Annotated in this window: 11 protein-coding genes; 8 read left to right on the top strand and 3 right to left on the bottom strand. The window is 66.7% G+C overall.

The features are described 5' to 3' along the window. Window positions 1–45 precede the first annotated feature (45 nt). Window positions 46–1,113: a LysR family transcriptional regulator gene (locus CEY08_RS08505; protein WP_076817291.1), complete on the bottom strand. Its 1,068-nt coding sequence runs from the start codon at window positions 1,111–1,113 to the stop codon at window positions 46–48. 384 nt (window positions 1,114–1,497) lie between these two features. Between CEY08_RS08505 and CEY08_RS08500 the strand changes: the two genes are divergently transcribed. The 3 genes from CEY08_RS08500 to CEY08_RS08490 all read left to right on the top strand — a co-directional run bounded on the left by CEY08_RS08500 (window position 1,498) and on the right by CEY08_RS08490 (window position 7,489). Next, on the top strand, window positions 1,498–2,694 hold the full coding sequence (locus CEY08_RS08500) for an efflux RND transporter periplasmic adaptor subunit (protein WP_082884481.1): 1,197 nt from the start codon (window positions 1,498–1,500) through the stop codon (window positions 2,692–2,694). 25 nt (window positions 2,695–2,719) lie between these two features. After that, entirely contained in the window at window positions 2,720–5,935 is a 3,216-nt protein-coding gene (locus CEY08_RS08495) for an efflux RND transporter permease subunit (RefSeq protein WP_063639399.1), read from the top strand. Between the two features lie 75 nt (window positions 5,936–6,010). Continuing rightward, window positions 6,011–7,489, top strand: a complete 1,479-nt coding sequence (locus tag CEY08_RS08490; RefSeq protein WP_076817289.1) for an efflux transporter outer membrane subunit — start codon at window positions 6,011–6,013, stop codon at window positions 7,487–7,489. A 177-nt stretch (window positions 7,490–7,666) separates the two neighbouring features. Here CEY08_RS08490 and CEY08_RS08485 read toward each other — a convergent pair whose 3' ends face one another. Both CEY08_RS08485 and CEY08_RS08480 read right to left on the bottom strand, forming a co-directional pair. Continuing rightward, window positions 7,667–8,212, bottom strand: coding sequence for a hypothetical protein (locus CEY08_RS08485; RefSeq protein ID WP_063639397.1), 546 nt, complete (start codon window positions 8,210–8,212; stop codon window positions 7,667–7,669). Then, a complete protein-coding gene (locus CEY08_RS08480; RefSeq protein ID WP_042795421.1) occupies window positions 8,212–9,147 on the bottom strand; it encodes a LysR substrate-binding domain-containing protein in 936 nt (311 codons plus the stop codon). Before CEY08_RS08480 ends, CEY08_RS08485 begins: the two co-directional genes overlap by 1 nt. Window positions 9,148–9,312: 165 nt before the next feature. Here CEY08_RS08480 and gtdA point away from each other — a divergent pair, with 165 nt between their 5' ends. The 5 genes from gtdA (at window position 9,313) to CEY08_RS08455 (ending at window position 13,177) form a co-directional block, all read left to right on the top strand. Further along, window positions 9,313–10,365 (top strand): gentisate 1,2-dioxygenase, encoded by a 1,053-nt coding sequence (gene gtdA, locus CEY08_RS08475; protein ID WP_063960401.1) that lies wholly within the window; start codon window positions 9,313–9,315, stop codon window positions 10,363–10,365. Window positions 10,366–10,448: 83 nt separating this feature from the next. Beyond that, on the top strand, window positions 10,449–11,147 hold the full coding sequence (locus CEY08_RS08470) for a fumarylacetoacetate hydrolase family protein (RefSeq protein WP_076817286.1): 699 nt from the start codon (window positions 10,449–10,451) through the stop codon (window positions 11,145–11,147). A gap of 17 nt (window positions 11,148–11,164) precedes the next feature. Further along, window positions 11,165–11,803 carry a maleylacetoacetate isomerase gene (maiA, locus tag CEY08_RS08465; RefSeq protein WP_076817284.1) on the top strand — a complete coding sequence of 213 codons (639 nt, stop codon included), beginning with the start codon at window positions 11,165–11,167 and terminating at the stop codon, window positions 11,801–11,803. Further along, on the top strand, window positions 11,800–12,183 hold the full coding sequence (locus CEY08_RS08460; RefSeq protein ID WP_076817282.1) for a chorismate mutase: 384 nt from the start codon (window positions 11,800–11,802) through the stop codon (window positions 12,181–12,183). Before maiA ends, CEY08_RS08460 begins: the two co-directional genes overlap by 4 nt. Then, a complete protein-coding gene (locus CEY08_RS08455; protein WP_076817280.1) occupies window positions 12,176–13,177 on the top strand; it encodes a Bug family tripartite tricarboxylate transporter substrate binding protein in 1,002 nt (333 codons plus the stop codon). The genes CEY08_RS08460 and CEY08_RS08455 overlap by 8 nt, the downstream gene beginning before the upstream one ends. Window positions 13,178–13,204 lie beyond the last annotated feature (27 nt).

Genomic DNA, 13,204 nt, shown 5'->3' with positions numbered 1-13,204 from the left:
GTGTTCCCCTGGGTGGAGGGCGGTACCGCCCCCCACGCCAGACGCTCACAAAGCGTATTCCGCGGCCTCTTCGCGGGCGCTGCGGCGGCGCGGCTGCATGTACTCCAGAACCGGCTGCTTGGGGGCAGTCGTGGCCAGCGTGCTTGCCTGGCTGATCTGGCGCGCATAAACGCTGCAGCTGGCGGCGGCCGGGTCGGTCTCGTCGCGGCCGCTCAAGAGCGGGCAGCTGGCGAACAGCTCGGCGGCCCAATCGGTGAAGGCGCGCACCTTGGGCGACAACTGGCGGCTTTGCGGATACAGCACCGAAATCGCCGTGGGGCTGGGCTTCCATTGCGGCAGCACTTCGATGAGCTCGCCTGACTGCAGATGCGGCAGCGCCATGTAGCGCGGGGTCTGGATCAGGCCAAAGCCTTTCAGCCCGCAATCCAGGTAGGCGCCGGACTCGTTCACGGACACCACGCCTTTCATTTCGACTTCCTGGTGCTTGCCGTCGACCCGGAAATCCCAGGCGCAGTTGCGTCCGGTGCGGCTGGAGAAATAGTGCACGGCGTGGTGGTCGCGCAGTTCGTCGATGCTCTGCGGCAGGCCATGGCGCGCCACATAGGTGGGCGAGGCGCAGGTCACGCTCTGCAGGGTACCGATGCGGCGCGCAACCAGGCTGGAATCCTCCAGGTCGCCGGCGCGGATCACGCAGTCCACGGCCTCCTGCACCATGTCCACCGGCCGGTCGCCCAGACCCAGCACCAGTTCCACGTCGGGATACTTGTCGTGGAAATCACACAATGAGGGGATCAGGATCAGCCGCCCGATGCAAGTGGGCACGTCGATGCGCAAGCGTCCCTTCAGACGCAGGGCCGCTTCCTGGAAGCAGGCCTCGGTTTCCTCGACGTCCGCGAGAATGCGCACGCAGTGCTGGTAATAGCCGGCGCCGTCCGGCGTCAGGCCGATCCGGCGCGTCGTGCGATTGAGCAGGCGCACGCCCAGCAGGCGCTCTAGGTTCTGAATGATGGTGGTAACGGTGGTGCGCGGGAGCGAGAGGCTGTCGGCCGCCCGGGTGAAGCTATTGGCGTCCACGACGCGCACAAACACCTGCATAGCCTGAAAACGGTCCATGGCGACGGTGTCCTTTGGGGAAATAGTCGGTGTGGACGGAGCATAACCCGATTTCGACGTTGATTAGTCGATCTTGGCGACTAGTGTTGCCGAAACATACGGGTTTATCCGACCCCGTAAACCGCTCAGAATGCAAACCATCTTGAAGTGCCCTTGCCGCCAGGCGCCGCCAAAGGGCATGCCTACCCTCAGATTCCGGTAACTGCAAAGACCCGCCCCGATCAGGCGCCTTTGCCTGGGATGCGCAGCAGTATTGCATGTTGCATCGCAGCATTTACGCCGGGTCCTCAGGACAGGCCTGCCCTGGACCGCCACAGCCGCCTCCCGCCCCCAGGCTCTCACAGGCAAGCGCGCTTTCGCCCCATCATTTCTCAAGGAAACATCATGGTTTCGCGCAATCGTATTGCTGTGCTCGCCGTATTTGCAGCCGTCATCGCCGCCGGTGGCGGTTACGCCCTGTTCCGCGCCCCCGCCGGCGCCAACGCCGCCCAGGCGCAAACCGCCCCCGCCGCCCCGCCGGTCGAAGTGGCCGAGGTCCTGAACAAGACCATTGTGGACTGGCAGCGTTACTCCGGCCGCCTGGAAGCCATCGACCGCGTCGACATCCGTCCGCTGGTGTCTGGCACCCTCACCGCCGTGCACTTCCAGGACGGCAGCATCGTCAAGAAGGGCGACGTGCTGTTCACCATCGACCCCCGCCCCTATGCCGCCGAGGTGGACCGCGCCGCCGCCGCCCTGACCGCCGCCCGCGCCCGCGCCTCGTACACCGCCAGCGAACTGGCCCGCGGCCAGCGCCTGCTGACCGACAACGCCATCGCCCGCCGCGATTTCGAGGAAAAGCAGAACGCCGCGCGCGAGGCGGCCGCCAATCTGCAGGGCGCGCAAGCCGCGTTGGACTATGCCAAGCTGAACCTCGGCTACACCCGCATCGAGGCGCCCGTCTCCGGCCGCGTATCCCGCGCCGAGGTCACCGTGGGCAACGTGGTGGCCGCCGGCGCCGCGTCGGTGCCCCTGACCCGGCTGGTATCGGTGTCCAAGATGTACGCGTCCTTCGACGTCGACGAACAGACCTTCCTGCGCTACGTGAACCCCGCGCGCAATGGCCGTGCCGGTTCCGTCCCGGTTGAGCTGGGCCTGGCCAACGAGGAAGGCTATTCGCGCACCGGCGTCGTGCAGTCGGTGGACAACCGCCTGGACACGACCTCCGGCACGATCCGTGTGCGGGCCGAGTTCGACAATAGCGATGGCCTGCTGCTGCCCGGCCTGTACGCCCGCGTGCGCCTGGGCGGCAGCGAACCGCGCCAGGCCGTGCTGATCGACGAAAAGGCCATCGGCACGGATCAGGACAAGCGCTATGTGCTGGTGCTGGACGATAAAAACCATGCCGTCTACCGCCAGGTGAAGCTGGGCGCCAACCAGGAAGGCCTGCGCGTGGTCGATTCCGGCCTGGCCGCCGGCGAACGCATCGTCGTCAACGGCCTGCAGCGCATCCGTCCCGGCGATGCCGTGACGCCCACCGTCGTCCCCATGGTTGCGGCCCAACGCAACCCGGTCAAGACCGCTTCGGCTGCCCTGAACTGAGCCGGCGCGTCTAACGAGAACGTCCATGAATATCTCGAAATTCTTCATCGACCGGCCAATCTTCGCCGGCGTGCTTTCGATCCTGGTGTTGCTGGCGGGCATACTGGCCATGTTCCAGCTGCCCATTTCCGAGTACCCGGAGGTGGTGCCGCCATCGGTGGTGGTGCGCGCGCAGTATCCGGGCGCCAACCCCAAGGTCATCGCCGAAACCGTGGCCTCGCCGCTGGAGGAGTCCATCAACGGCGTCGAGGACATGCTGTACATGCAGTCGCAGGCCAATAGCGACGGCAACCTGACGCTGACGGTGAACTTCAAGCTGGGCGTGGATCCCGACAAGGCCCAGCAGCTGGTGCAGAACCGCGTGTCGCAAGCGCTGCCGCGCCTGCCGCCGGACGTGCAGCGCCTGGGCGTGACCACGGCCAAGAGCTCGCCCACGCTGACGCTGGTGGTGCACCTGATTTCACCCAACGACCGCTACGACATCACCTACCTGCGCAACTACGCCATCCTCAACGTGAAGGACCGCCTGGCCCGAATCACGGGCGTGGGCGAAGTGACCGTGTGGGGCTCGGGCAACTACTCCATGCGCGTCTGGCTGGACCCGCAGAAGGTCGCCCAGCGCGGCATGACCGCCACCGAAGTCGTCAACGCCATCCGCGAACAGAACGTGCAGGTCGCCGCCGGCGTCATCGGCGCCTCGCCCACGCTGGGCGACGTGCCGCTGCAACTGAACGTGAACGCGCGCGGCCGCCTGCAGACCGAGGAAGAGTTCCGCGACATCATCCTGAAGACCTCGCCGGACGGTGCGGTCACGCATCTGTCGGACGTGGCGCGCGTCGAACTCGACGCGCAGGAATATGGCCTGCGCTCGCTGCTGGACAACAAGCAGGCGGTGGGCATGGGCATCATGCAATCGCCCGGCGCCAACGCGCTGGACGTGTCCACCAAGGTGCGCGCGGCCATGGCCGAACTCGCCCAGGATTTCCCCCCGGGCGTCGAATACCGCATCGAGTACGACCCCACCCAGTTCGTCAGCGCCAGTATCGAGGCGGTGGTTCACACGCTGCTGGAAGCGATCGCGCTGGTGGTGCTGGTGGTGATCCTGTTCCTGCAGACCTGGCGCGCGTCCATCATTCCGCTGCTGGCCGTGCCGGTGTCCATCGTCGGCACCTTCGCGCTGCTCTTGATCTTCGGCTATTCCATCAATGCGCTGTCGCTCTTCGGTATGGTGCTGGCCATCGGCATCGTGGTGGACGACGCCATCGTGGTGGTGGAGAACGTCGAACGCAACATCGCGGCAGGCTTGAGTCCACGCGACGCGACCTATCGCGCCATGCGCGAAGTCAGCGGCCCCATCATCGCCATTGCGCTGACGCTGTGCGCGGTGTTCGTGCCCCTGGCCTTCATGACGGGCCTGACCGGCCAGTTCTACAAGCAGTTCGCCATGACCATCGCCATCTCGACGGTGATCTCGGCCTTTAACTCGCTGACCCTGTCGCCGGCCCTGTCCGCCATCCTGCTCAAGGGCCACCACGAGAAGCCGGACTGGCTGACCCGCGGCATGAACCGCGTCTTCGGCCGCTTCTTCAACTGGTTCAACAACATGTTCGGCCGCGCTTCCGAGTCCTACGGCACGGGCGTGTCCAGCGTGATCCGCCGCAAGGCGGGCGCCATGGGCGTGTACGCCGTGCTGGTGGCCGCGACCATCGGCATTTCCTACCTGGTGCCCGGCGGCTTCGTGCCGGCGCAGGACAAGCAATACCTGATCGGCTTCACCCAGCTGCCCAACGGCGCCTCGCTGGACCGCACCGACGCCGTGATCCGCCGCATGAGCGATATCGCCCTGCAGGAACCCGGCGTGCAAAGCGCCATCGCCTTCCCGGGCTTGTCGATCAACGGCTTCACCAACAGCTCCAGCGCCGGCATCGTGTTCGTGATGCTCAAGCCCTTCAATGAGCGCAAGGGCGCCGCGCTGTCGGGCAATGCCATCGCGGGCTCGCTGAACCAGAAGTTCGCCGCCATCCAGGATGCGTTCATCGCCGTGTTCCCGCCGCCGCCCGTCATGGGCCTGGGCACCCTGGGCGGCTTCAAGTTCCAGATCGAAGACCGCAGCGCCGCCGGCTACGCCGAGCTGGACCGTGCCAAGGCCGCCTTCCTGGCCAAGGCTCGCCAGACCCCCGAGCTCGGCCCGGCTTTCTCCAGCTACGAGATCAACGTGCCGCAGCTGGACGTGGACCTGGACCGCGTCAAGGCCAAGCAGTTGGGCGTGCCGGTGACGGAAGTGTTCGACACCATGCAGATCTACCTGGGCTCGATGTACGTCAACGACTTCAACCGATTCGGCCGCGTCTTCCAGGTGCGGGCGCAAGCGGACGCGCAATTCCGCGCGCATGCCGATGACATCCTGCAGCTCAAGACCCGCAACGTCGCCGGCGAAATGGTGCCGCTGTCCTCGCTGGTCACCGTCAACCAGACCTTCGGGCCGGAAATGGTGGTGCGCTACAACGGCTACACCGCCGCCGACATCAACGGCGGCCCGGCACCGGGCTACTCGTCCGACCAGGCCCAGGCCGCGGCCGAACGCGTGGCCGCCGAGACCCTGCCGCGCGGCATGAAGATGGAGTGGACCGACCTGACCTACCAGCAGATCCTGGCAGGCAACGCCGGCCTGTGGGTGTTCCCCATCAGTGTGCTGCTGGTGTTCCTGGTGCTGGCCGCGCTGTACGAAAGCCTGACCTTGCCGCTGGCAGTGATCCTGATCGTGCCGATGAGCATCCTGGCCGCGCTGACGGGCGTCTACCTGACCGGCAACGACAACAACATCTTCACGCAGATCGGCTTGATGGTGCTGGTGGGCCTGTCGGCAAAGAACGCGATTCTTATCGTGGAATTCGCCCGCGAACTGGAGATGAATGGCCGCGGTCCGCTGGAAGCCGCCATCGAAGCCAGCCGCCTGCGCCTGCGCCCCATCCTGATGACGTCCATCGCGTTCATCATGGGCGTGGTGCCGCTGGTGCTGTCCTCGGGCGCCGGCTCTGAAATGCGCCACGCCATGGGGGTGGCCGTGTTCTTCGGCATGTTGGGCGTGACCCTGTTCGGCCTGTTCCTGACTCCGGTGTTCTACGTGCTGCTGCGCACGCTGGGCGGCAAGAAGCTGCACTCCGCCGCGCCGCACGAAGCTCCGGTGTGCATGCCGCACCTGGACCCGAATGCGCCGCCCGCCACGCAGCACAACGCCTGACCCCGCGGGCCGGAAATAGCATAGCCAGCGCCTCCCGCCCCGGCGGCGGGAGGCGCCCACAAGAGAATAGTCATCATGATCAAAAGACTTACCCGCGGTTCCGCCCTGCTTGCCGTCCTGCTCGTGCTGGCCGGCTGCGCGGTGGGCCCCACCTACGAACGGCCTTCGGCCGCGGTCCCCGCGGCATTCAAGGAAGCCGCCCTGCCCGCCTCCGAAGCCGGCACCTGGAAAACCGCCGAGCCGTCGGAAGACGCGCTGCGCGGCGCCTGGTGGAAAGTGTTCGGCGACGAAGGCCTGAACCAGTTGCAGGAAGAAGCCCAGAAGGCCAACCAGAACCTCCAGGCCGCAGCTGCCCGCCTGACCCAGTCCCGCGCGTTGCAGCGCGAGGCCCGCGCAGGCTTCTTCCCCAACCTGGACGCCGCCTTCGGCCCCAACCGGCAGCGCCCCTCGGCCGTGTCGCAGGGGCTGCCCGACGGCACCTCGACCAGCCCGGTGACGACTTGGCGCGCCCAAGGCGCCGTGTCCTACGAGGCCGACCTGTTCGGCCGAGTAGCCTCCACCTATGACGCCGCCAGCGCCGACGCGCAGCAAAGCGAAGCGCTGTACCGTTCCGTCTTGCTGGCGTTGCAAGCCGACGTCGCCACCACCTACTTCCTGGTCCGCGAACAGGACGCCGAATCGCAGCTCTACCGCCAGACAGTCAAGCTGCGCACCGACACCCTCCAGTTGATCCAGCGCCGCTACGATGCCGGCGACATCAGCGAACTCGACCTGGCTCGCGCCAAGGCCGAACTCGCCAGCGCGCAATCCGAGGCCCTGGGCATCGACCGCCGCCGCGCCGCCTCCGAACACGCCCTGGCCGTGTTGCTGGGCCGCGCGCCCGCGGACTTCGCCATGCCCGAGCAACCTATCCAGAAGGTCGCCCTGTCCATCCCGGCCGGCCTGCCGTCCACGCTGCTGGAACGCCGCCCCGACATTGCTGCCGCTGAACGCGCCATGGCCGCCGCCAACGCCCGCGTGGGCGCGGCCAAGTCCGCCTTCTTCCCGCGCCTGGACATTACCGGTGCCTTCGGCTACGAGTCATCGGAACTCGGCAACCTGTTCCAGTGGTCCAGCCGCACCTTCCTGCTGGGTCCGCTGGTCGGCGCCGCGCTGTCCATGCCCATCTTCGACGGCGGCCGCCGCCAGGCCGGCCTGGACCGCGCCCGAGCCGTTTATGAAGAAGATGTCGCCGTCTACCGCCAGACCGTGCTGAATGCCTTCCGCGAAGTGGAGGACCACCTGGCCAACCTGCGCATCCTGGCCGACCAGACCAAGGCGCAAGACGCCGCCGTCGACGCCGCCGCCCGCGCCGCCAAGCTTTCGCATACGCAGTATCGAGAAGGCTCCATCAGCTACCTCGATGTAATCGAAGCCGACCGCAGCGTGCTGCTGCAGCAACGCGTCGCCGTGCAGCTCAGCGGCGAACAAGCGCGTTCGGCCGTAGGCCTGATCCGCGCTATCGGCGGCGGCTGGGAAAACCCCGTGCCGCCGGAGACGGTGGCGGCGAAGTAAGCGCAATCGCAAGAAAAAGCCTAAGCCCCAAAAGGCCGCCCGCGCGGCAGGCCTGGGGCGGGCCCCGCAAGACACGCCACCGACCGTGGCCAGAACGCCAAGCACACCACCCGCCCCAGCGCCCGTGAAGTTTCAACCCGGGGAGCCCACAGATGCCTCAACAATCAAACCAAACCATCACCCCCGCCGCTCCATATACCTCCGAGCCATCTGATACCCAGCAAACACATAAAACCCATTGCTATTGAGCACCAACCAGGCCCCTAGCCCGCCGAGCAAGGCGACTACCGGCCCTACCGCCCGCACATCCCCCTGCGTCCAGGCAATCACTCCCAGAAAGCCGACGGCAATCAACCCCAAGGCCAGCCGCTTCAGCACCACCAGCCCGAACGCGTGCCCGCCCATGAACGCCACCACCCCGATAGCCAGCGCCAGCGCGGTCAGTGCACAAACCAGCACCAGCGCAAATGCCGCCAACGCAGGGCCGGCACCTCGCAGCAGCAGGCTCAGCACCCCTATCCCCACGCCGATTCCACCCGTCATTACCAGCACCGCCAGCACCAGCGGCGACCACATTCCCGGCGGCGCGCGCCGCGCGTCCATGGCCGCCACGAAACGATGCATCGCCGCCGACATGGCGGGTTCGTCCCGCTCCGGCAGCGCGGCTTCCAGCTTGCGGCACTGCGCGATCAACGCGTTCAGCCCCGCCCGCGGCGCCTCCATCACGCCCTCGCCGCGCCCGGCGCGTGTTCGGCCACCGTGTTCCGCAATGCCGCCATCGCCTCCTGCACCGCGATAGGACGGAACGGGTCTTCGCGCCAATACATCGCCACCGATCCGAATCCGGACAGCCGCACCGGAATGATCCGCATCGCCCGCATCTGCGAAAACCGCAGCGCCGCGCGGTGGGAAGCCACTCCGATCATGTCGCTGTTGTTGATCAGCGTGAGATTGATGGTCACCGAGTTGGACTCGACATGGTCCGGCGGCGGCGCCTGTCCCGCCGCCGCGAGCGCCGCGTCCACCGCATTGCGGATGGGCGTGCCCTTGGGCCACAGGATCCAGCGGTAGGACAACAGATCCTGCCAGGACGGCTGCTCGATCGCGAACAGGGGATGCCGCGGCCGCGCCACCAAATGGATGGGTTCCAGGTACAGCGCCTCGAAGCGGATCGCGGGATCGTGGTGCTCGGGCGCCGAACGCCCCACCACGATATCCAGGTCACCCTGCGCCAATTGCGCCAGCAACAAGTCGGTAGTGCCCTCCACCAACTTCACGCGCGCCTGCGGCATGCGCTCCAATAGCTTCATCACCGCCAGCGGCACCGTGTCCGAGGCCGACGCGCCGGACGCGCCGATCACCACCCGCCCGCCGCCGCCCTCGCGCAGCGCCGCCATGTCCGCGCTGGCGCGATCCAGCTGCGCCTCCACCCGCTGGGCATGCGCAATCAGCACGTCGCCGTGCGGCGTGGGCCGCAAGCCGCGCGCGTGCCGTTCGAACAGCGGCAGCCCGATGTCGTCTTCCAGATCCTTCAGCCACTTGGACAAACCCGGCTGCGTCGTATTGAGCATCGCCGCCGAATGGCTGATGTTGCGGGTCTGGGCCAGGCTGAGGAGCATTTTCAGGTTGCGCAAGCGCAGCCGGTGGGTCCAGTCCATGCAGGCCCTCGTCTCGTATGTATATTCTTATTGATATGGATAATAAGATAATTTCATTTCAAAACACATAGCTCCTTCCGCATAATCGTCTCCACATCAGAACCAGCCGCGAACCACGCGGCGGCCACGCGAAGCCGGCGCCAGCCGGACATTCCGGAGACAAGCATGCCCGACGGTCACAATCCCGGCGCGGACCGCGCCGCCTATTACGCCCGCATCGCCCGCAAGCACATGGCCCCGCTGTGGGAGTCCCTGCACAACCTGGTGCCGCGCGAACCCGCGCCGCGTTGCGTACCCGCCATCTGGAAATACGAAGACGTCCGCGACGACGTCATGGCGTCTGGCACGCTCATCACGGCGGAAGAAGCCGTGCGCCGCGTGCTCATCCTGGAAAACCCGGGCCTGCCCGGGCAGGCCAGCATCACCCAGAGCCTGTACGCGGGCCTGCAACTGATCCTGCCCGGCGAAATCGCCCCCAGCCATCGCCACACGCAGTCGGCGTTGCGCTTTATCGTCGAAGGCCGCGGCGCCTACACCGCAGTGAACGGCGAACGCACCACCATGCACCCCGGCGACTTCATCATCACGCCGTCCTGGACCTGGCACGATCACGGCAATGCGGAGACCGCCGAGGGCGGCGAACCAGTGGTCTGGCTGGACGGCCTGGACATCCCGCTGCTGCGCTTCCTCGACGCGGGCTTCGCCGAAAACTATCCCTCGGCCACCCAGCCCGTGACGCGGCCGGAAGGCGACAGCATGGCCCGCTACGGCCACAACATGGCGCCCGTACGGCACCAGACCGCCAGCGGCACCTCGCCCATCTTCAACTACCCCTACGAACGCAGCCGCGAAGCACTGGACCAGCTCTACCGCCATGGCGAACTGGACCCGTGGGACGGCGTGAAGCTGCGCTACCTGAATCCAGCCACGGGCGGCTATCCCATGCCGACCATGGCCACCTTCATGCAGTTCCTGCCCGCCGGCTTCCACGGCAAGACCTACCGCAGCACCGACTCCACGGTCTACAGCGTGGTCGAAGGCCGCGGCACGGCCCGCATCGGCGACCAGGAATTCAACTTCGGCCCGCGCGACGTCTTCGTCGCCCCGTCCTGGCAGCCCGTGCAACTGGCGGCGCTGGACGACGCCACTTTGTTCAGCTATTCCGACCGCCCCGTGCAGGACGCGCTGGGCGTGTGGCGCGAAGCGCGCGTCGGCTGAACGCCGCCGCATTCCTCTATTGCCATTTCAGGCCGGGGCCGCGCCGGACCCCGGCCGTGCATACACATACATAAAGGTGACCCATGTCTTACGTCTTTGATCCCGCCGCCCCCATCGCCGTGCCGGTCGCCGGCAGCCAGGACAGCTTCCCCGTGCGCCGCGTCTATTGCGTGGGCCGCAACTACGCCGCGCACGCCCGCGAAATGGGCTTCGATCCCGACCGTGAACCGCCGTTCTTCTTCTGCAAGCCGGCCGACGCCGTGGTGCCCGTGGCGGAGGGCTGCACGCTGTCGCTGCCTTACCCCCCGGAAACCGCCAACCTGCACTACGAGATCGAACTGGTCGCGGCCATCGGCAAGGGCGGCGCGAACATCCCCGTCGAAGAAGCGCTGCAACACGTCTGGGGCTATGCCGTCGGCCTGGACATGACCCGCCGCGACCTCCAGATGAAGATGCGCGAAGCGGGCCGCCCCTGGGAACTGGGCAAGGCCTTCGATCTCAGCGCCCCGATCGGCCCGCTGCATCCCGCCGCCTCGGTCCGGAACATCGACCAGGCTGGCATCTGGCTGCAGGTAAACGGCGCCGACAAGCAAAGAAGCGACATCGGCAAGCTGATCTGGTCCGTGGCCGAGACCATTGCCTACCTGTCCAAGTACTTCCGCCTGGAAGCCGGCGACCTGATCTACACCGGCACGCCCGAGGGCGTGGGCCCCGTGGTACGCGGCGACAAGATGGTCGGCGGCGTCGACGGCCTGGGCACGCTCAGCGTGCAGATGGCGTGAACCTTCCGGGAACCCGCATGCAACTGCACAGCTTCTTCAACAGTTCCACCTCCTACCGCGTGCGCATCGCATTGGCGCTAAAGGGCTTGTCCTACGACTATCTGCCCGTGAACCTGCGCAAGCAGGAGCAGCGCGCCGCGGACTACATGGTCAAGAACCCGTCGGCGGGCGTGCCCTTGTTGATCGATGGCGACATCCAGTTGTCCCAATCGCTGGCCATCGTCGATTACCTGGACGCCACCTATCCCGAACCGCGCCTGGTTCCCGCCGCCACGCTCGAACGGGCCCGCGTCCTGGAGCTGGCGGACGCCATTTCCTGCGATATCCATCCCGTCAACAACATGCGCATCCTGCGCTACCTGCAGGACGTGCTGGGCGCCAGCGACGAACAGAAGAACGCGTGGTACCACCACTGGATCCGCGAAGGCATGACGGCCGTGGAGGCGCTGTTGGTCCGCCATGGCCACGGCGCCTACTGCTTCGGCGACGCGCCCACGCTGGCGGACTGCTGCCTGGTTCCGCAAGTGGCAAACGCGCTGCGCATGGGCTGCGATCTTTCCGCCTATACGAATGCCCTGCGCATCTACGAACACTGCAATGCGCAGCCCGCCTTCCAGCAGGCCGCTCCCAACCGGCAACCGGACTATACAAAGTGAGCAACCAGGAACCCGATACCCAGGGCGCCCCGCTGCGCGCCTATACCGACCCGTCCTACCGTCCGCTTTGCGCCACGCTGGCTGAGGTGCGCGCCAACATCGACCGGCTGGACGATGAGATCGTGCGCCTCATCGCCGAGCGCGCCATGTACGTGAAGGACGCCGCGCGCTTCAAGCGCGATGCTTTCCAGGTCAGCGCGCCCGCCCGCCAGGCGCAGGTCTTCGAAAAAGCGCGCCTGCTGGCCGAACGCCACAACCAGGGCTTCGCCAATCTGGACCAGGTGGTGGACGCCACCTACCGGGCCATGGTGGCGGCCTTCATCGCCAACGAACAGACCTACTTCAACGCCATGAAGGACCTGGGAGACACCCATGAATAAGCACACCGTGCCTCTGTGGGCGCGCCGTATCGCTACCCATGCGCTGATCCTGGGCCTGGCCGCGCTGGCGCCGGTATCCGCGGCACATGCCCAGGCTTGGCCGACGCAGCCGCTCAAGGCCATCGTCCCCTTCGGGCCAGGGTCCAGCCCCGACCAGGTGGCCCGGATCGTCGGCGAAAAGGCCGGCGCAATCCTGGGCCAGACCATCGTCATTGAAAACAAGCCGGGCGCCAGCGGCAACATCGGCACCTATGCCATTGCGAACGCCAAGCCCGACGGCTACACCTTCGGCGTGTCCATCACCGGCCCGCTGGTCAACAACACCCTGCTCTTCGACAAGCTGCCCTACGCGCCAGCGACCGACCTGTCGCCGCTGACGCTGGCGGTGCACCAGCCCAATGTGCTGGTAGTGCCTGCCACGGCCGGCATCGAAAACATCGGCCAGTTGCTGGACGCGCTGAAGAAAAACTCGGACAAGTACAACTTCCCGTCCACGGGCGCCGGCACCGTGTCGCACCTGGCCGTGGAACTGATGCTGCAGCAGACCGGCGCGCGCGCTACGCATGTGCCCTACCCCTCGTCGCCCGCCGCGCTGACTTCGCTCTTGTCGGGCGACACGCAGTTCGCCGCGCTGCCGCCCATCGCCGTCATGCCCATGGTGAAGGACGGACGTCTCAAGGCGCTGGCCGTCACTTCGTCCAAACGGTCCGCGCTGCTGCCCGAGATTCCGACGCTGGCGGAAGTTGGCGTGCAGGGCATCGAAGGCTCTGCATGGATCGGCTTCGTGATCTCGTCCAAGGTCCCCGCCGACATCCAGAAGAAGCTGTCCGACGCGCTGATCCTGGCCATACGCGACCCGGAAGTCACCAAGCGCCTGCAGGCCCAGTTCATGGATCCCGCCGCCACCACGCCCGCCGTGTTCCGCGCCTACATGGACGACGAACTCAAGCGCTGGGAGCCGCTGATCAAGAAGCTGGGCATCAAGGGCCAGTAAACCAGCGCCGGGCGCGCCGCAAGGCGC

It is taken from the genome of Achromobacter insolitus, from assembly GCF_002209555.1.
Lineage (GTDB): Bacteria > Pseudomonadota > Gammaproteobacteria > Burkholderiales > Burkholderiaceae_B > Achromobacter > Achromobacter insolitus.
The sequence above is the reverse complement of the archived record's forward strand: the minus strand, read 5'-3'. Positions and strand labels throughout refer to the sequence as shown.